The sequence below is a fragment of the Alkalibacillus aidingensis genome, assembly GCF_014595945.1.
GTDB classification, from domain to species: Bacteria; Bacillota; Bacilli; order Bacillales; family Alkalibacillaceae; genus Alkalibacillus; species Alkalibacillus aidingensis.
Genome location: NZ_JABXWU010000012.1, coordinates 1 through 18,316 on the forward strand (window position 1 = coordinate 1; position 18,316 = coordinate 18,316).

Here is an 18,316-nt window from a genome sequence, read left to right on the forward strand (position 1 = left end):
GAATCAGTATCGGGATCACCTTTTAGCTGCGTAGTTTTTTTAATACTGTCCACTTTTTGGGGTGCAGTTCAGGGGGCTTGAAAGCTTTTTATTCGCTTATAAATTTTTAACCATGGTTACGTGTGGAATACCTGCATCCATAAATTCGCAAGAAACTGTTTCATAACCAAGTTTTTTGTAAAATTCTTCAGCATAGGTTTGCGCGTTTAACTTTGTTTTCGCAAATCCTTTCGATTTCACATGATCTTCCATGGCTAAAATGATATCTCTGCCATAACCATGGTCACGTTCTTCTTTTAATACACAAATCCGTTCTAGTTTACCGTACTCATCAACTAACCTAAGTCTGCTTGCTGCAACGGGACGACGCTCTAAGTTATAACCGATAAAATGTGTAGCCGTATCATCATGTTCATCCATTTCTTCTTCGATTGGTACTTTTTGTTCTTCTACAAACACAATTTTTCTAATATCATATGCTTCGTCTAATTGTCTTTTAGTTTCTACTTTCTGTACATTTAACATGTCGTATTTCCCCTTACATATTCAATCGTTTAGCAATCTTCGCCAAATTTAAACGTTTCATAAACTGTCCAGCTACCATCTTCAAGCTCATAAAGAAGCTGGAAACGGTCAACCGTATCTTTAATATCAAAAGTATTCATTCTTAAGCTACCGTAAACATCAGAATGCTCATCCTCTGATAGGTCTTGACTAATCGTGATATGAGGAACAAATTTATGCTGGCGTTCACCTGGGAAAGGCTCCTCGTGCATCTTTTCGTTTAAGTAAGTTAAGCTCTCGTGGTCTTCAACACGTAAATAAACCGTATGTGTCACCGGGCTAAATGAACTAACACGATTAATCTCAATATCAAATGGCATCATTTCGTTTGCAAGTTTTTGGCACTCTTCAGCAACTTGATCAATTCTCTCTTGTGAAGCCTGGAATCTTTCTTTTAAAGTAATGTGTGGTGGAATTAAAGAGTACCTAGGATCATAACGCATACGGTATGAGTTTGCGATGTCTTGTACTTCTTTTGATGGAAATATAGCAATGCCATAGTTTACAGAAGTCATAGTAAATCCCTCCATGTTTTCAATTATTGTTCTCCGATTGTTTAGATTAATGAAGTATAAATTTTATTATAACAGAAAATGGGCAAAAATAAGCCCCTTCATTTTGCTTATTTTCGGAAAATATCCCTAATAGCGTCTGGTAACCCAGCTTGCCACTGCTTCCATGTGTGGTCACCTTCTAACTCTTTATACGTATAGTCACTGACTTTATCTTTAAGTAACTTATTTAACTCACGATTAGGGTGGAAAAAATCATCAATGTCACCAAACGTGGTCTCTACTTCTTCTTCATCATCACCAATTGAATGGTAAATAGACATCGTATCGATTTCATCAGATTCTTGAACCATATTCTTTAAGCGCTCATCCACATATGGTGATTGCATAATAACTTTCCCAAATGTGTTTGGATATGTTAGTGCAGTCATTAGAGAAACGGTACCACCTAATGAATCCCCCATTAAGGCTCGACAAGATTTTACGTGGTAGCTTGGAAGCTCACGGTCTAGGATGGGAACCACCTCAAAGCGTAAAAACTTAATGTACGCAGCTTGCTTATCACTATCAGGGTGGAATTTATCCCACCGGTCCTCTCGATCTTTATAATGTATCCCACAAAAGATGGTATTTTCGATTTTACCTTCTTTATGTAGTTCATCACTTACATTTGCCAGACGACCTAACTGATAATAGTCATCACCATCTTGAACGATACACAGATAGTACTTATATAATGGTGAGTAATTTTCTGGACGGTAAATGTTAAGTGTGATTTCTTCATCAAGATATTCACTATCGATTACGCGTTCAACCATTGATCCATCTCTACCCAAGTTGAAGACCTCCAGTTGTGTTATCATTTTATTAGTTTAACATATTTTCACTTTATCGCGAATATTTCGATTTCTCTGTTAACCTTCACATGGTATAATTAGTAAAAGGGGGAGTTATAATGACGACTTATTCAAACCATATAAAAAGTCAAGAAGTCGAAAAAGCTGCTCGTGATTACCTTGAAAAACGAGGTGTCTCTGTTACTAGTATTGCAGAAATCGTTTATCAAATGCAAAAACCTTACAATGAAATGTTAACTTTAGAAGAATGTATAGATAGTGTTGACCGTGTTTTAGAAAAAAGAGAGATCCAGCATGCGATTCTTGTTGGTGTAGAATTAGATGTTTTAGCTGAACAAGGAAAACTCTCTGAACCATTACAATCGTTAGTTGCTCAAGATGAGGGGCTTTTTGGTGTTGATGAAACTATTGCTCTAGGGGCAGCTTTAGGGTATGGAAGTATTTCAGTGACTACTTTTGGTCATTTAGATAAAGCCAAAGTGGGAATTATTGAGAAATTAGATACTAAAAACAGTGGCCAATGTCATACATTTTTAGATGACATTGTAGGTAGCATTGCAGCTAATGCTTCTAGTAGAATTGCTCACAGAGAGCGTGACATTGAGGACGGTATGAGTAAACGTGACATTGAAAGGCGAGACATTGAAGCAAGATTCTAGTCATGAATGATTTTGAAGGAGGATTCGATGGGAAACGAACTATTAAACGTGGTTAAGACACTGAATAATGGTGTCAAGATGCCTGGGTTTGGCTTAGGTGTATATAAAGTTTGGGAAGATGCTGACGCAAGAGATAGCGTAAGAACAGCGATTGATCATGGCTACCGATTAATCGATACGGCCTCTTATTACGATAATGAAGACGGGGTCGGTGCAGGAGTTAAGGAGTCATCTACCAATCGAGAGGAAATTTTCGTTACATCAAAGGTTTGGAACGAGGAACAAGGGTATGATGAGACACTTCGAGCATTTGAGCGAAGCCTAAAACGCCTTAATTTTGATTATTTGGACCTCTATTTAATCCATTGGCCAGTTGGAGATCTCTTTAAAGATACATGGAAGGCGATGGAACGTCTTTATGATGAGAAGTTAATCCGTGCAATCGGGGTTAGTAACTTTAACATCCACCATCTTGAGAAGTTGATGAACCAGGCGAATGTGAAGCCTACAGTAAATCAAATTGAGTATCACCCTCACCTGACTCAAAAGGAGGTCAAAGCTTTTTGTGAAAGTGAAGAGATCCAAGTAGAGGCTTGGTCACCATTAAAACGGGGACAGATTTTTAAGGATGAGACCATTCAGAGTCTTGCAGAGAAATACGGGAAAACGCCAGCACAAATTATTCTTCGCTGGGATATTGATACGAATGTCATTACGATACCTAAGTCTGTAAATAAAGATCGTATTATTGAAAATAGTCAAATTTTTGATTTTAGCCTAACAGCAGAAGAGGTTGAAAGCTTGAATCAATTAAATAAGAATGAGCGTACTGGCCCAGACCCTGAGATTTTTAGTTAATGTTAAGGTCATGTATGCATAGAAGAGAATTGAACTGATATTGATCAGTTCAATTTTTTTAACAGAAAATTAAACTGATATTTAATTTTTAAACATAGTTTAAAAAAGTATTGCATTAGCCTAATCGTGGTGATATGATATTCAATAAATATAGAATTTTCAGATTAATGAATTAAGTTCAAATTTTAAACATACATTCAAAAATGAAAACGCTTTCTAGAGGTGGGTGGTAGTAAGTGAATTTAACAGAACGAAAAATGAAACGTAAAAGAGAACAAATTCTACAAGCAGCTATTAGCATTATTAAAAGACGAGGGTACAGTGGAACAACAATGGAAGAAATAGCTTCTGAGTTACTGATGACGAAAGGCTCACTTTATTATTATTTCAAAAATAAGAGTGATTTAATGTATCAATGTCATAACTTTACATTATCGCAAGCAATTGAAGATCACCATGACATCTTAAATAGAGGCCTATCTCCAACTGAAACTTTCTATGAAATGGTCAGCCTACATATTGAGTACGCTGTTGAACAAAAGGAAACATTTAATCTAATTATGGAACCAAAGCGTTTCTTTGCAGGGGAGAAATTACCACTAGTATTAAAGTTAAGAAAGGAATATGAAGAATTATTCGACTCTGTGATCGCAGACGGGGTACAAAAAGGTGAATTTTCACCTAAAGACCCAAAAATAGCTCGTTTATTTATATTAGGATCAATGAACTGGATTCAACAGTGGTATCGACCTGATGGAACGCTTAATAAACAAGAGTTAAAGGATATTTATTTTGACTATATAATGAAAATTTTAAGATGAAAGGAGTAAAGTATGATCGTACAAGAGATTGATTTATTTAATAGGTCTGGAATTAAAGTTTTTGAAGAACGGCCTGAAAACCTTAACGAGGTCTTAAGTCAAAGTGTTCAAAAGTTCCCTGAGAAGGAGGCGATTGTATCTGAAGAAATCAGTCTAACTTATAGGGAATTAGATGAGTATTCTACAAAGATTGCAGCCTATCTTCAGAATGAATGTTTAGTAAAACCAGGAGACCGTATAGCAACTGTTATAGGGAATCGGTATCAATTTGTCCCTATTCTCTTTGCCTGCTCGAAGGTCGGTGCAATTATGGTACCTGTGAATGTTAAATTAAGCGTCGAGGAAAAGAGTTACATATTAACACATTCAGATATCAAAGTTTTAATGTCTGAGGGAGGCTATCAGCAAGAAGTAGAACAAATTAAATCAGTTCACCAGTCGTCATTGCCAGATGAAGAATCAATTTTTTATCTGGACCATGATTATTTATTTAGTCAACTACTCAACCATCAATATTCCTATCAACCAGTAGAAGTGAAAGAAACAGATTCCGCATATATTTTATACACCTCAGGAACAACAGGAAAGCCAAAAGGGGCGATCCTTAGTCACATCAATGTAATCCACAGCTTAATGAACTACCAACAAATATTTCAAACTCACCACGACTTAAAAACATTAATAGCAGTTCCATTGTTTCATGTAACAGGTCTTGTCGGTCAGCTATTACACATGGTTTATATCGGGGGTACGGCCCACATTATGAATCGTTATCAGAACCAAAAGTATATAGATCTAATATTGAAATATCGTATTAATTTCCTGTTTAATGTCCCAACCATTTTTATCATGATGTCAACCGAGGAATCCTTCCAAAATAACAGCTTTGATTTTGTTACTAAGGTTGCATTTGGTGGTTCTCCGATCTATGAACAAACATTTAATATGTTACGTCATGCTTTTCCAAATGCTGAATTGCATAATGCTTACGGCTCTACAGAAACAACATCTCCGGCTACGCTAATGCCAGTCAAGTACCCAGAATCAAAGGTAAGGTCAGTAGGTAAAGCAGTTCCTGTTGCAGACATTAAAGTAGTGGATGAACAAGGTATTGAATGTCAACCAGGTCAAACAGGTGAGATTCTCATTAAAGGTCCAATGGTAGTTAAAGGTTATTGGCGAAACCAAGAAGCAAATGAGAAAAACTTCTTAGAAGGATACTGGAAGTCCGGAGATATTGGTTGTATGGATGAGGATGGTTATTTTTATGTTCTGGATCGTAAAAAAGATATGATCAGTCGAGGTGGAGAAAAAATTTTTTCTATTGAAGTTGAGGATGTGTTAAAGGCTCATCCTGAGGTTAATGAGGCAGCAGTTGTTGGAATTCCTGACGCTGTCTATGGAGAAAGGGTTAAGGCATTTATAGCTTCTGACCACTTAGACGAACATCATCTCGATAAAATCAAGTTACATTGTAAAAATAGGTTAGCCAAATACAAAGTCCCTGAAATCATTGAAATCGTTGATGAACTCCCAAGAAATGCATCGGGTAAAATTCTTAAAACGCAATTAAAAAATAATAATGGAGGGTTATAAAATGCTGAAGGAATTATCACCACGTGTTCAAGAGTTAAGAGTTGAGCTTATTGAGTTTATGGAACAATACATCTATCCTAATGAATCTGTATTTGAAAAACAGTTAGAGAATGGAAAATCACGCTGGGAAGTCCCACCGATAGTTGAAGAGTTAAAACAAAAAGCGAAGGAAAAGGGACTTTGGAATCTGTTTATACCTAAAGAATACGGGTATGGAGCGGGTTTAACAAACTTCGAATACGCTCACTTATGCGAAGTTATGGGTCGTTCATTAATGGCTCCAGAGATTTTTAACTGTAATGCGCCGGATACTGGGAATATGGAAGTTTTAATTAAATATGGTACAGAGGAACAAAAGAAGAAGTGGTTAGAACCTCTATTAGAAGGCGAAATAAGATCTGTTTTCTCAATGACTGAACCCGATGTAGCTTCTTCAGATGCGACAAACATTCAAGGTGAGATTATTAGAGATGGTGATGAATACGTCATTAACGCTAAGAAGTGGTGGTCTACTGCAGCTTTAGATCCACGTTGTAAGGTAGCTATAGTGATGGGAAAATCAGACCCTAACGAAAAGAAGCACTTACAACAATCTATGATTCTAGTTCCTTTTGATACACCTGGTGTAGAAGTGAAAAGACCTCTAAGTGTCTTCGGTTATGATCACGCACCACAAGGTCACGCTGAAGTTCACTATAACAATGTTAGAGTCCCAAAAGAGAATATTTTATTAGGGGAAGGTAGAGGATTTGAAATTGCACAAGGTCGCTTAGGACCTGGTCGTATCCATCATTGCATGCGTGCAATTGGGGCTGCAGAGAGAGCCTTAGAATTGTTAATTGACCGTGCAAATAAAAGGGAAGTATTTGGAAGTAAAATGGTCGATAAAGATACTGTGCGTGAGCAAATTGCTAGAACAAGAATTGAGATTGAACAGGCAAGACTACTCACTTTACAAGCAGCTAATACGATTGACCAAGAAGGTACAAAAGCTGCCCGGAAAGAGATTGCGATGATTAAGGTTGTCGCGCCAACTATTTCTTTAAATGCAATAGATCGTGCGATGCAAGTACACGGTGGGGGAGGTTTTTCACAAGACTTTCCATTAGCAGAGCATTGGGCAAATGCTAGAACGTTACGTGTACTAGATGGTCCGGATGAGGTTCATTTAAGAGATATTGCTAAATTAGAGGTAAGAAATCAGCTTAACAATCATTAAGGGGGTTGATGTATGAAGAGTTACTTCGTTACACAATTAGGGGAACCTAAAGATGCGCTAGTAGTTAAAGAGTCAGCTCAACCTAATTTGCAAAATGATCAGATATTAATAAGAGTGGAGGCCTTTGCCTTAAACTTTTTTGATATTTTGCAGTGTCAAGGAAAATATCAGGAAAAACCAGAATTACCTTTTACCCCAGGTGCAGAAGTGGCAGGCGTCATTGAAGAAGTTGGTTCAGCTATTAGTAGCTATGATGTTGGTCAAAGAGTATTGGCAACGCCTTTATTACCAAATGGAGGATACTCTGAGTATGTAGCAATTCATGAATCAAATGTATTTCCAATTCCGGATGAATTGAGTTATTCAAAAGCTGCCTCCATGTTCATTACTTACCATACAGCTTATTATGCATTAAAAGAACGTGCTCAGTTAAGACGTGGAGAGAGCGTACTCGTTCATGCAGGATCTGGAGGGGTCGGTTCAGCTGCCATTCAATTAGCAAAAACAATGGGGGCAACCGTATTTGCGACAGCTGGAAGTGAAGAAAAGTTAGGTGTTTGTAAAGAGCTCGGTGCGGATCATGTCATTAATTATCGTGAGGAATCCTTTGAAAAAGTCGTCAAAGAGTTAACAGGTCATAAAGGTGCTGATGTGATATTTGATCCTGTAGGTGGTGACGTTTTCCACCGTTCTCGAAAATGTATTAACTTCTCGGGGAGGATTTTATTAATTGGTTTTGCAGGGGGTGACATGCAAGATGCTCCGATGAACCACGCTTTAATTAAAAATTATTCATTAGTAGGTGTACATTTTGGATATTTCCGTCAATTGTTTCCTGAAAAAGTGAAAGAAGCACATGAAGAATTAATGGTATTGTATCAACAAGGATCTATTAATCCGTTAATCTATCAAACCTACTCATTCAACCAAGTCGTAGAAGGTTTGGAGGATTTAGCATCTAGAAGAACCTATGGGAAGGTTGTTGTTCAGCCAATCATAGAAGGGAGTGATTAAGTGAGCGATATTGTAACTTCTAGTATAGAAGGAAGTGTAGCGTATGTATGCATGAATCGGGATACAAAGCTAAATGCCCTATCTAGGGATTTAGTAAAACAGTTGTTAGTTACGTTAGATCAAGTTTCAGCTGACGACCAGGTTAAAGTAGTTGTTTTAAAAGGGCATGGAAAGGCATTTTGTTCAGGTGGTGACTTGGAAACCATGTCAACAATTGAAACCGCTTACGAGTCACTGGAATGGATTGACTCAGTTGCTGAGCTAACAACGAAAATTAGGTCGTTGAAGCCATATGTAGTAGCGAAGGTTCAAGGTTATGCAGCAGGTGCAGGTTTTAGCTTAGCAATGGCTTGTGATTTTGTCATCGCAAAGCAGGACGCCAAATTTGCCATAAGCTTTACTAATGTGGGTTTAATACCAGACTTAGGGCTTATTAAATCTTTAACAGACCGAGTATCACCTCCTTTGGTTAAGGAGTGGGTCTCATCAGGAAAGGTTTTAAGTGCTAAAGAAGCTTTCGATTACCAGTTGATTAATAGAATTGCTGAAGGTTCTTTAGATGAGGAAGTGGAAGAGTTTATACAATTTATCTTAAATGGACCGAGTGCAGCTAATCGGTATGTAAAAGATATTGTTAATGTAGCCGGCGAGTTAACTTTTGAGCAATGTATCGAGAAAGAAAATAAGATTCAAGCAATTTTACTTCAAACAGAAGATCACCAAGAAGGTATTCAAGCATTTTTGGAAAAAAGAAGTCCACAATTTAAAGGACGTTAATGAAAGTTATATCAAAGGGGAGGCTTTAAGATGAAAATAAGTAGAATGTTATTTTTTGTGGCGTTATTGAGTGTCCTATTGTTAGCAGCTTGTGGTGATTCGGGTGATGGCGAAACGATCGAGTTAAGAGCAGCAACAGGGTTGAGTTCTCAACACGCATGGTGGGATGCAACCATGGTTCCGTGGATGGATCGTGTTGAAGAGTTAACAGATGGTCAAGTACAATTTGAAACATTTACTGGTGGTGAGCTCGTTGATGTTCCCGATGAAGCAGAAGCAACGCTAGATGGGACGATTGATGTTGGTTTGATTCTACCAATATATGAACCCGATCAATATCCAATGGCAGAAGTGACGATGTTACCACTAGCTCATTCAGATACGTTAATTGCAACGCGTGCTTGGAACCGTTTATTAACTGAAAGTATGGAGCTACAAGATGGTGAAAGTTATTCAGATATGCAATTCTCAGAGTTTAAAATATTCCCAACATCGACAACTCAGGAGTACTCGATTTCCACTACAGGACATTCATTTGAAACGGTTGATGATGTAGAAGGGACTTCATTAAGAACCCCTTCAAGAATACATGAGCTTTATTCTGAAAAGACAGGGATTAATAGTGTGACTATGCCTGCTGTTGAAATGTTTGACGCATTAAGCCGTGGATCGTTCGAGGGTAGCTATTATAGTATTGCAGACTGGTCCGGTTATGGATTCCAGGATTTATTTGAGTATACGCTTACTGGAATTAACTTTGGTCACTTTAATGCATTTATCGGAATGAGCGACGATCGTTTTGATGAATTACCAGAAAATGTTCAAGAGGCAATGGAACAAGCCGCTGAAGAAGTGTTGATTCCTGGTGGCGAAGAGTGGTTAGATCGTGCCGAAGAAATGATTGATTATAACGAAGATGAAGGTGGAGAATTCGTTGAATTTGATACTTTAGATCAATCGGTTCAAGATCATTTTAATGAAGGTATTGAAGAGACTTGGTTAGAATATGCAGAATTGCTTGAAGACCAAGGACTACCGGGGACGGACTTAATCATTCTTTGGAGAGATCTCATCATTGAAGAAGGTGGAGATGTCCCTGAGGCTTTAAAGGATATTGAGTAGTAAACATACCCCCTAAACCTTACCACTCCTATGTCAAGGAGTGGTAAGCGTTACATAAGTACTTTATTTAATAAGGAGGGGTTTAAGCATGGATAACATAGTTATTATCGCCATTATATTAACAATGGTTGTTGTCTTGTTAATGTCTGGTTTATATATCCACTCGGTTTTATTTGCTGCAGGTATTATCGGATTAATTATGCTAGAGGGCTTTAATTATCTTCCAGGGTTATTAGGAAATGAGTCGTTTAGAAGAGTTGCTAGTTATACATTAACAACGATTCCTTTATTCGTTTTGATGGCACAGTTTATCTTACAGGCAGGGATTGTTAGAGACGTCTTCTACCTTGTTAATAAAGCTGCTAGAGGAAGAAATAGTGTTTTAGGGATTTTAACATTATCAATTGGTGGTGTGTTAGGGGCAGTCTCTGGTTCTGGGACAGCTACATCGGCATCGTTAGGTCAAGTGGCTATTCCTGAATTAAGGAAGCATGGTTACAGTGGTAGGTTAGCCGGTGCTATCGCTGCTTCGGGTGGGTCCTTGTCTGGAATTATTCCTCCTAGTATTATTCTAATTCTTTATGGTGTTGCAACTGAAACTCCAGTTGGCGCATTATTTATTGGAGCCATTATCCCAGGAATTATTGTTCTGCTAGTTTTTATTACGGTCATGCTAGTCTTTTATCAAGTAGAAAAGAAACGGTCATCGCAAGCTGAACTGCCTGATGAGGAAGGTCAGCTAGAGGTTCATGGTAATCAACAAGTAAATCTATTACGATTATTCGTTGTTAGTTTTGCTGCGACGATGATTATGTTAGTTATCTTTGGTGGGATTTACTCAGGGTTATTCACCCCGACTGAAGCTGGTGGAGTGGGTGCTTTTGTTGCCTTTTTAGCTGCAGTTTGCTTAGGTAAAGTGAATTTTCAATTTTTACAACAATCATTGGTAGAAACCATTAAACTAACGGGAATGGTCATGTTGATTATGATTGGTGCTCAAATCTTTGGAAGATTTGTTTCATTATCATTGCTACCTCGTAAATTAATTGATTTATTAGAACCAATTATGGAGCAGCCAGCGATTGTGTTAATTCTCATTTCACTTTTTCTATTTGTGTTGTTTATGTTTATCGAAGGTGCAGCTGTTATTCTAATGACGATTCCAGTCCTATTACCTATAATGAATGCGTTACAAGTTGATTTATTATGGTTTGGTGTTTTTGTGGGTATCATTTGTACGATTGGATTAATTACCCCTCCTGTTGGGCTGAGTGTTTATGCGGTTTCAGGTGTTAGTAAAATTAGATCAGAAGCCATTTTTAAAGTGTGTATGATTTTTGCGTTATCTGCTTTGGCTATCGTTTGTGGGTTAATGATTCTATTCCCTGAAATTGCAACATTCTTACCAAGCTCTATGGATTAAAAAGTGAAAGGGTGAATCTAAATGGTTGCGATTGAAAAAGCTTATCATATTTTTGAAAAAATAAAGCTAATCGGTGTATGGATCAGTGGCATCAGTTTATTTGGAATGATGTTATTTATCGTGATAGATGTGGTATTAAGAAATTTGTTTAACTCATCTATCAGTGGTGGTTTTGAAATGGTTCAAAACTACTTTATGACATTAACCGTATTTCCGGCGTTAGCTTATGTTTATTCATCCGGGGTTCTACCCAAAATGGATCTATTAATAGAAAGGTTTCAGGATCAAGTTAAGAAGTTAATTATCTTCTTTATGATTGCTTTAGAGGTTTTCATATTAGCGATTATGTTTTATTTCTCACTTGATTATGCGATTAATGGTTTTGAACGAAGCATGTCATTTCCTGCGGCAGGAACCTTATATCCGATTTACCCGTTTTTGTTTTTAATTCCTTTGGCCTTTTTCTTAATTGTCATTGAAAACATGTTTATTCTGATAAAAAATATCATGTTTAAAGAACCATCTTTTCTTTTTAAAGGTGATTCAACACAAGATTCTGGGGAGTAAGTGAGGTTAGGTCATGAGAAAAATATATGTTGTGACTCAAAAAGAGCTTGTCAATTCCGATCGTTTACAAGGCGCAACGGCTATTGTGATAGATGTGTTTTTGGCAACTTCGACAATTACATTTTTATTAGAGAAAAATTATCAGCCGGTTTATGCTGCTGAGAACCAGGAACATGCTATGAATATTGCGAATCAGTTAGGTAGTGATACCCCGTTAATGCTCGGAGAAAAAAATGGTGAATCCATTAATGGGTTCGGTTTCCCTGATCCACGATTACTTAAGCATAGTGAGCAACAAAACGCAGCGATTATTTGCTCTACCAATGGAACACGAGCTATTGAAGCAGCGAAAAGAGCCAAAAAATTATATATATCTTCTATAACGAATGGACATTTAGTAGCCAAGTCTGTTGATCAAGAATCGATCAATCACTCTCCAATTGTATTAGTTTGTTCAGGTAATGGAGGACATTTCTCATTAGAAGACTTTGTAGGGGCTGGTCATATTATTGATCACTTACTTAAGAGTGGAGAATTTGAGTTAAACGATGCTGCAAAACTAGCTAGAAATACCTTTATAAACGTTAGGTCAAATAATTTTATCGATTTATACAGTTGTGATACAAAGCACTTATTAGAAAGGCTAGGTTATCCAGGTTCTGTTGATTATGTCATTAATCAGTTTGAGAAAGTAAATGTTATTCCAGTGTATCAAGAAGGAAAGATTATGAACATATCATCGGAGGTTACTCAATCATAGGGAGGTTAGGGTATTGACACAATTAGTAAATGTTCGTGTTGAGGATCATATAGCGATTATTGAATTGAATCATCAGCCGTTGAATGTACTAACTAAACCATTTTTAGGTGATATTCATTCAGCTGTTGAAGTAGTTACATCAAACGAAGAGATAAGGGCATTAGTGATTCAATCTGCTTCAGAGAAAGCTTTTGTTGCCGGAGCAGATATTAAACAATTTTCAGAACTGGACCCGTCTTCAGGTCAACAGTTAGTCGAACGTGGTAAACAAATCTTTGATCAAATACAGGATGCTAGATTTCCAGTCATATGCGCTATTAATGGGGTTGCATTAGGAGGGGGGTTGGAATTAGCTCTTGCTTGCGATATTAGGGTGGCAGAAAGTAAAGCTAAATTAGGACTACCTGAGACTGGGTTAGGTGTATTACCAGGCTATGGTGGAACACAAAGACTCGCTAGATTAATAGGTTTGGGTAAAGCTAAGGAGATGATTTTTACAGGTGAACCTCTTAAAGCTGAAGAAGCCTATCGGTTGGGGTTAGTTGAACATCTCGTTAGTGATGGTAAATCACCAAAGGTGGCATTAGAGATAGCTGAGAAGATTGCCAAACAGGGTCCTATAGCCATAACAAATGCAAAAAAGGCAGTTAACCAAGGCTTTGAGCTGCCACTCAATGAGGGGCAGCAAATCGAATCAGAGTTATTCGCACAACTATGTGAAACTCAGGACATACAAGAAGGTGTTGAGGCATTTCTTGAAAAAAGAGATCCAGTTTTCAAAGGTGAATAGTTAGCAAGAGAGGAGGATTTCATGACCACTAGTCAAGATTTTGTTGATCACAAATATATTAACTGGGAGTTATTTGAACAATTTTTAAGAGAATCCGTTGAAGGTTTACCGGATAAACTGATGGATGTTAAGAAGTTTTCAGAAGGATACTCGAATCAAACCTATCTTATTCAGGTCGGTGAGTGGGAAGGAGTTATGAGAAGACCCCCTTTTGGAGAAATTCCACCTAAGGCTCATGACATGGAAAGAGAACATAATTTGTTAAAGAAAATTAATCAAGCGTTTGATCTAGCACCCAAGCCATATGTCTATTCTGAGGGTAACCAGATAATGGATAAACACTTCTATATAATGGAAAAGAAAAATGGAATTGTTATTGATGAAAAGATCCCAAGTTGGTATGGGAAATCGGAAGATATTGGGGGCATCATTTCTGACCAAGTTATTGAAACCATGGTTAAGATGCAAGCAATCGATTATCGAAAAGCTAATTTGGAAGGTATCGGAAAACCAAATGGGTACTTGGAGAGACAGGTACATGGTTGGATAAAACGATTCAACCGTTCAAAAACGGATGATGTTCATTCATTAGAACAACTGGAGCAATGGTTTGTGAATAGTATGCCCACTACAAAAGAATCAACCATTGTTCATAATGATTTTAAATTAAATAATATAGTATTGGATGAAAAGGTAGTAGGTAAAGTAAATGGTATCATTGATTGGGAGTTATCAACGATAGGAGACCCAATGACAGACTTAGGTTCAACAGTCGCGTATTGGGGAGAAGCAGGGGATCCTGATTTAGGTATTAATGTCGTTACTGATCAACCTGGATTCTATAGTCGACGTGACTTTTTAAGTCGTTATGCAGAGAAAAGTGGTCGTGATTTATCTGAAATTACGTTTTATGTTGCATTTGGTTTTTATAAATTAGCAGGTATCTTACAGCAAATCTATTATCGTTGGAAAATCGGTGAATTAAAAGATAATCGTTTTAAGGAGTTAAATCATTCAATTAATAATTTACTAGAGATGGCTGAATTAACTAGTCAGAACCGTTTGTTATAGGGGGTTACCAATGAGTGAGGGGATATTCTATTACACTCCTTTAAAAGTTAGTGTCGAGCACATTTATCAGCTCTCTAAGATTTTAGGGTTTAAGGATGATGTTTATTATGATCGCAAAGAGGCTCAAAACCAAGGTTATGCGGACATATTAGCTCCCCCAACCTTTATGACATTGGTCGACTATTCAAATGATAAAGACCTTTATCAGATGTTTGAAGCATTAAATATTGACGGTTCAAAAGTGTTACACGGTGAGCAATCTTATGACTATCTCCAACCTGTTGTTTCAGGAGACACTTTAGAAGCAGAGGCTAGAGTGATCGACAAAGTTGATAAAGGCGATAAACGTTTTTATAAGGTGAGAACGGACTACTATAATCAATCAGGGAACAGAGTAGTTGTTGGCGAGGCAACATATATTGAATTGGATGTTAGGGATGAATAAGATGGAACAGGAACCGTTTGAAAAAATAACTCAAACCCAATTAATGGAATATGCTCAGATTTCAGGGGATTTAAACCCTATTCATATCGATGAGGGGGTTGCAAAGGAACTAGGTTATCAAACAAACTTTGCTCACGGTATGTTGATATTAGGCCTGATTACCAGGTGGGTTCAAGATCGATACAAGAGTTACCAATTATCATCTATAAATACACGTTTTATCTCACCAATTTATAAAGAAGAATCTTTATATTACTCGGAATCTATAAAAGAATCTGAGGTATTAGATGTCGAGATTATCAGTGAGAAAAATATAAGGAAACTGATAGCTACAGTCAACTTATCTAAACGATAGCCTATAGTTGAGGAGGAATAATATGGGTAAAGTATATTTAATTAATGGAGCACGAACACCTTTTACGGCCTTTGGTGGATCGTTTGTTGACACAGATGCAGTACAGTTAGGGGTAGCAACGGCTAAGGAGGCTCTAAAGCGATCTCAAGTATCCCCATCTAATGTGGATCAAGTAATTTATGGGAATGTGATCCAGTCTGGAAAAAATGCTGCATATTTATCACGTCATATTGGTCTGTACAGTGATGTACCTAAAGAAATACCAGCGTTAACGTTAAATCGCCTGTGTGGATCCGGTTTACAATCTGTTGTAACGGGGGCACAACAGGTCTTACTAAATGAAGCGAATATCGTATTAGCTGGTGGTTCTGAGAACATGTCACAGGCTCCTTTTTCGAATTTTAAACAGCGTTTTAAAGGGGTGAAAATGGGAGAATTAGCTTTTGAAGATATGCTTCAAGCAACATTAACTGATCAGTATACAGGTAAAGGTATGGGGATGACGGCTGAGAAGCTTGCAGAGTTACATGGCATCTCTAGGGAAGAGCAGGATGCCTATTCAGTGGAATCCCACAAGCGCGCAACTCAAGCCGTTGAAAATAGGACGTTCGAAGAGGAGATTGTGCCTGTTGAGGTAAAGAAACGTCGAGATACAGTACAAATTTCTAAAGATGAACATATCAAACCAGACTCGACAGTTGAAGTCATGTCAAAATTAAAACCCGTATTCAAACAAGATGGAACGGTTACTGCTGCTAACTCATCAGGCATTAATGATGGGGCAGCTAGTGTTGTTATAGCTGGTGAAAAAGCGATTCAAGAGCACCAGGTATCACCTATGGTAGAAATTAAATCATGGGGAGTTGCAGGAGTCGACCCAACTATTATGGGAATTGGACCTGTCCCTGCTATTAATCAGGCTTTACAAAGAGCTAACCTAACTATTGATGATATGGATTTAGTAGAAGTAAATGAAGCATTTGCTGCTCAGTATTTAGCAGTTGAAAAGGAGTTAGGGTTAGATCGTTCTAAAACGAATGTAAACGGGGGAGCTATTGCGTTAGGTCATCCTGTTGGTGCTAGTGGAACCCGTGTTTTGTTAACAGCTGCTTATGAATTAAAACGCAGAGAAGGTCGCTACGCCGTTGTTAGTTTATGCATTGGTGGTGGCCAAGGGATAGCTGTGGTGATTGAGAATGTCTAAGCTACCTTTAATTGTTGCGCCGATGTTTTTAGTATCAACTCCTAAGATGGTAATTGAAGCAGGAAAGTCAGGAGTAATAGGGTCGTTCCCCTTATTAAATGCTAGACCGATCGAAACATGTGTAGAATGGTTAAAGGAAGTAAAAGCTGAGCTAACTGATCAGCCTTGGGCGGTCAATTTTATTGCTCATAAAAAATCAAATAAACGATATACTGAGGACCTTGAGTTAATTAGGGAATACCAACCACCGATTGTAATTACCTCTCTTGGTAGTCCAAAAGAAGCCATTGAGGTCGTACACGGCTATGGTGGGACTGTTTATTCAGATGTCGCAACAGTGGAACATGCTAAGAAAGCTGCTCGATCTGGTGTGGATGGGTTAATCCTAGTCTGTGCTGGAGCTGGAGGCCACGGTGGAACATTAAACCCATTTGCATTTATAGCTGCCGTTAAAGAATTTTATGACGGTAAAATTGTTTTATCAGGCAGTATATCAACAGGAAAAGATATAGCAGCTGCTCAACTAATGGGAGCAGATTATGCATATATGGGAACTCGTTTCTTGGTGGCTAAGGAAAGTCATGCACCTGAAGCATATAAAGACATGGTACTTGAGTCAACTATGGAAGATGTTATATATACAGATGCTTTTAGTGGTGTACACGCTAATTTGTTAAAGCCGAGTTTAAGAAAACAAGGAATTGACCCTCATGAGTTGACTTCAAAAGGAGAAGTTGATTTAACACACTTAGTTGATGTGAAAGCATGGCGAGATCTTTGGTCGGCCGGACATGGAGTTACAACGGTTAAAGAGAAGAAAACGACTAAAGAAATTATTAATCAGTTAAGCGAAGAATATGGAAAGGGGGTCATGCAACTTGTACCAAACGTTAAAAGTTGAACAGGATGAAGGTATCTTAACGGTGACATTAAATCGACCTGATGCGATGAATGCATATACTTATCAGATGAACGAGGAGCTAATGAATGTTTATCAAAAAGCGAATCAAGATGATCAGGTAAGAGTCATTATTGTGACAGGGGCAGGCCGAGCCTTTTGTGCTGGCATGGATCTTGATGAAGGTGATACCACGTTTCAAACTGAAGATACGATAGAATCCTTTCGTGATATTGGTGGGAAAACGAGTCTAACGGTTTATGAACTAAATAAACCAATTATCGCGGCCATTAATGGTCCTGCTGTTGGCATTGGTCTAACGATGACATTACCAATGGATCTAAGAATTGTTAAGAAAAATACCAAAATCGGATTTGTCTTTGGAAGAAGGGGAATCGGACCTGAAGCAGCATCGGGCTGGTTTTTACCTCGTGTGGTACCAATGGGGAAAGCCTTAGAGTGGACGTTAACTGGGAGAATGATTCCGACCGAGGAAGCATATCAGGCTGGGTTAGTTCAATATGAGGAGGAAGATCCGTTAAATAAAGCATATGAGATTGCTAGAGAAATCGTCGAAAATACGGCAGCTACATCGAATGCATTTACTAGACAGTTAATTTGGCAAATGAGAGGAGATCAACATCCTGAACGATCGCATTTAATTGAATCAAAGTATTTATATTGGGCTAGTAGAAACAAAGATTCAAAAGAGGGGATCGAATCTTTTATGGAAAAGCGAAAGCCAGATTTTCCACTATCAGCTAGTGATTTACCAAACTTTTTTACAGAAAAGAGGGAGTAGTC

At 37.8% G+C, this 18,316-nt stretch carries 21 protein-coding genes; 18 read left to right on the plus strand and 3 right to left on the minus strand.

All coding sequences use genetic code 11. The features are described from left to right. Positions 1-96: 96 nt before the first annotated feature. The 3 genes from HWQ49_RS12910 to HWQ49_RS12920 form a co-directional block, all read right to left on the minus strand. Positions 97-525 carry a GNAT family N-acetyltransferase gene (locus HWQ49_RS12910; RefSeq protein WP_188208044.1) on the minus strand — a complete coding sequence of 143 codons (429 nt, stop codon included), beginning with the start codon at positions 523-525 and terminating at the stop codon, positions 97-99. Between the two features lie 29 nt (positions 526-554). Continuing rightward, positions 555-1,079 (minus strand): YjcG family protein, encoded by a 525-nt coding sequence (locus tag HWQ49_RS12915; RefSeq protein ID WP_188208045.1) that lies wholly within the window; start codon positions 1,077-1,079, stop codon positions 555-557. Between the two features lie 107 nt (positions 1,080-1,186). Further along, the gene (locus tag HWQ49_RS12920; RefSeq protein WP_188208046.1) at positions 1,187-1,912 is read right to left on the minus strand and encodes an alpha/beta hydrolase; all 726 of its coding nucleotides are present in this window, start codon (positions 1,910-1,912) and stop codon (positions 1,187-1,189) included. A 119-nt stretch (positions 1,913-2,031) separates the two neighbouring features. Between HWQ49_RS12920 and HWQ49_RS12925 the strand changes: the two genes are divergently transcribed. The 18 genes from HWQ49_RS12925 (at position 2,032) to HWQ49_RS13010 (ending at position 18,314) form a co-directional block, all read left to right on the plus strand. Further along, positions 2,032-2,592 (plus strand): phosphatidylglycerophosphatase A family protein, encoded by a 561-nt coding sequence (locus HWQ49_RS12925; protein WP_188208047.1) that lies wholly within the window; start codon positions 2,032-2,034, stop codon positions 2,590-2,592. A gap of 27 nt (positions 2,593-2,619) precedes the next feature. Beyond that, on the plus strand, positions 2,620-3,450 hold the full coding sequence (locus tag HWQ49_RS12930; protein WP_188208048.1) for an aldo/keto reductase: 831 nt from the start codon (positions 2,620-2,622) through the stop codon (positions 3,448-3,450). Between the two features lie 236 nt (positions 3,451-3,686). Continuing rightward, the gene (locus HWQ49_RS12935; RefSeq protein ID WP_188208049.1) at positions 3,687-4,271 is read left to right on the plus strand and encodes a TetR/AcrR family transcriptional regulator; all 585 of its coding nucleotides are present in this window, start codon (positions 3,687-3,689) and stop codon (positions 4,269-4,271) included. A gap of 12 nt (positions 4,272-4,283) precedes the next feature. Next, complete coding sequence (locus HWQ49_RS12940) at positions 4,284-5,867, plus strand: class I adenylate-forming enzyme family protein (protein WP_188208050.1); 1,584 nt, start codon at positions 4,284-4,286, stop codon at positions 5,865-5,867. Between the two features lies 1 nt (position 5,868). Further along, entirely contained in the window at positions 5,869-7,086 is a 1,218-nt protein-coding gene (locus HWQ49_RS12945) for an acyl-CoA dehydrogenase family protein (protein WP_188208051.1), read from the plus strand. 12 nt (positions 7,087-7,098) lie between these two features. Then, positions 7,099-8,100, plus strand: coding sequence for an NADPH:quinone oxidoreductase family protein (locus HWQ49_RS12950; RefSeq protein ID WP_188208052.1), 1,002 nt, complete (start codon positions 7,099-7,101; stop codon positions 8,098-8,100). Beyond that, the gene (locus HWQ49_RS12955) at positions 8,101-8,877 is read left to right on the plus strand and encodes an enoyl-CoA hydratase/isomerase family protein (protein ID WP_188208053.1); all 777 of its coding nucleotides are present in this window, start codon (positions 8,101-8,103) and stop codon (positions 8,875-8,877) included. It begins immediately after the preceding gene. A gap of 30 nt (positions 8,878-8,907) precedes the next feature. Next, the gene (locus HWQ49_RS12960) at positions 8,908-9,999 is read left to right on the plus strand and encodes a type 2 periplasmic-binding domain-containing protein (protein ID WP_188208054.1); all 1,092 of its coding nucleotides are present in this window, start codon (positions 8,908-8,910) and stop codon (positions 9,997-9,999) included. Positions 10,000-10,087: 88 nt separating this feature from the next. Then, positions 10,088-11,422 carry a TRAP transporter large permease gene (locus HWQ49_RS12965; protein WP_188208055.1) on the plus strand — a complete coding sequence of 445 codons (1,335 nt, stop codon included), beginning with the start codon at positions 10,088-10,090 and terminating at the stop codon, positions 11,420-11,422. Positions 11,423-11,443: 21 nt separating this feature from the next. Continuing rightward, positions 11,444-11,989 (plus strand): TRAP transporter small permease subunit, encoded by a 546-nt coding sequence (locus HWQ49_RS12970; RefSeq protein WP_188208056.1) that lies wholly within the window; start codon positions 11,444-11,446, stop codon positions 11,987-11,989. Positions 11,990-12,002: 13 nt separating this feature from the next. Continuing rightward, positions 12,003-12,749, plus strand: coding sequence for a 2-phosphosulfolactate phosphatase (locus tag HWQ49_RS12975; protein ID WP_188208057.1), 747 nt, complete (start codon positions 12,003-12,005; stop codon positions 12,747-12,749). A 13-nt stretch (positions 12,750-12,762) separates the two neighbouring features. Then, positions 12,763-13,539, plus strand: coding sequence for an enoyl-CoA hydratase/isomerase family protein (locus HWQ49_RS12980; RefSeq protein WP_223155182.1), 777 nt, complete (start codon positions 12,763-12,765; stop codon positions 13,537-13,539). A 21-nt stretch (positions 13,540-13,560) separates the two neighbouring features. Further along, positions 13,561-14,610, plus strand: coding sequence for a phosphotransferase family protein (locus HWQ49_RS12985; RefSeq protein ID WP_188208058.1), 1,050 nt, complete (start codon positions 13,561-13,563; stop codon positions 14,608-14,610). A gap of 10 nt (positions 14,611-14,620) precedes the next feature. Further along, complete coding sequence (locus tag HWQ49_RS12990) at positions 14,621-15,055, plus strand: FAS1-like dehydratase domain-containing protein (RefSeq protein ID WP_188208059.1); 435 nt, start codon at positions 14,621-14,623, stop codon at positions 15,053-15,055. Beyond that, complete coding sequence (locus HWQ49_RS12995; protein ID WP_188208060.1) at positions 15,048-15,410, plus strand: MaoC family dehydratase; 363 nt, start codon at positions 15,048-15,050, stop codon at positions 15,408-15,410. Before HWQ49_RS12990 ends, HWQ49_RS12995 begins: the two co-directional genes overlap by 8 nt. A 22-nt stretch (positions 15,411-15,432) precedes the next feature. Continuing rightward, a complete protein-coding gene (locus HWQ49_RS13000) occupies positions 15,433-16,614 on the plus strand; it encodes a thiolase family protein (RefSeq protein WP_188208061.1) in 1,182 nt (393 codons plus the stop codon). Further along, positions 16,607-17,515, plus strand: a complete 909-nt coding sequence (locus HWQ49_RS13005; RefSeq protein ID WP_188208062.1) for an NAD(P)H-dependent flavin oxidoreductase — start codon at positions 16,607-16,609, stop codon at positions 17,513-17,515. The genes HWQ49_RS13000 and HWQ49_RS13005 overlap by 8 nt, the downstream gene beginning before the upstream one ends. Next, positions 17,493-18,314, plus strand: coding sequence for an enoyl-CoA hydratase-related protein (locus tag HWQ49_RS13010; protein ID WP_188208063.1), 822 nt, complete (start codon positions 17,493-17,495; stop codon positions 18,312-18,314). The genes HWQ49_RS13005 and HWQ49_RS13010 overlap by 23 nt, the downstream gene beginning before the upstream one ends. The last annotated feature ends 2 nt before the right edge of the window (positions 18,315-18,316 follow it).

Bases quoted from the DNA above. Each gene is read 5' to 3' on its own strand.
- HWQ49_RS12910 (WP_188208044.1), bottom strand. From the start codon at position 525: ATGTTAAATGTACAGAAAGTAGAAACTAAAAGACAATTAGACGAAGCA.
- HWQ49_RS12960 (WP_188208054.1), top strand. From the start codon at position 8,908: ATGAAAATAAGTAGAATGTTATTTTTTGTGGCGTTATTGAGTGTCCTA.
- HWQ49_RS12985 (WP_188208058.1), top strand. From the start codon at position 13,561: ATGACCACTAGTCAAGATTTTGTTGATCACAAATATATTAACTGGGAG.
- HWQ49_RS13000 (WP_188208061.1), top strand. From the start codon at position 15,433: ATGGGTAAAGTATATTTAATTAATGGAGCACGAACACCTTTTACGGCC.
- HWQ49_RS12940 (WP_188208050.1), top strand. From the start codon at position 4,284: ATGATCGTACAAGAGATTGATTTATTTAATAGGTCTGGAATTAAAGTT.
- HWQ49_RS12970 (WP_188208056.1), top strand. From the start codon at position 11,444: ATGGTTGCGATTGAAAAAGCTTATCATATTTTTGAAAAAATAAAGCTA.
- HWQ49_RS12915 (WP_188208045.1), bottom strand. From the start codon at position 1,079: ATGACTTCTGTAAACTATGGCATTGCTATATTTCCATCAAAAGAAGTA.
- HWQ49_RS12995 (WP_188208060.1), top strand. From the start codon at position 15,048: ATGAATAAGATGGAACAGGAACCGTTTGAAAAAATAACTCAAACCCAA.
- HWQ49_RS12950 (WP_188208052.1), top strand. From the start codon at position 7,099: ATGAAGAGTTACTTCGTTACACAATTAGGGGAACCTAAAGATGCGCTA.
- HWQ49_RS12965 (WP_188208055.1), top strand. From the start codon at position 10,088: ATGGATAACATAGTTATTATCGCCATTATATTAACAATGGTTGTTGTC.
- HWQ49_RS12930 (WP_188208048.1), top strand. From the start codon at position 2,620: ATGGGAAACGAACTATTAAACGTGGTTAAGACACTGAATAATGGTGTC.
- HWQ49_RS12945 (WP_188208051.1), top strand. From the start codon at position 5,869: ATGCTGAAGGAATTATCACCACGTGTTCAAGAGTTAAGAGTTGAGCTT.
- HWQ49_RS13005 (WP_188208062.1), top strand. From the start codon at position 16,607: ATGTCTAAGCTACCTTTAATTGTTGCGCCGATGTTTTTAGTATCAACT.
- HWQ49_RS12990 (WP_188208059.1), top strand. From the start codon at position 14,621: ATGAGTGAGGGGATATTCTATTACACTCCTTTAAAAGTTAGTGTCGAG.
- HWQ49_RS12925 (WP_188208047.1), top strand. From the start codon at position 2,032: ATGACGACTTATTCAAACCATATAAAAAGTCAAGAAGTCGAAAAAGCT.
- HWQ49_RS12975 (WP_188208057.1), top strand. From the start codon at position 12,003: ATGAGAAAAATATATGTTGTGACTCAAAAAGAGCTTGTCAATTCCGAT.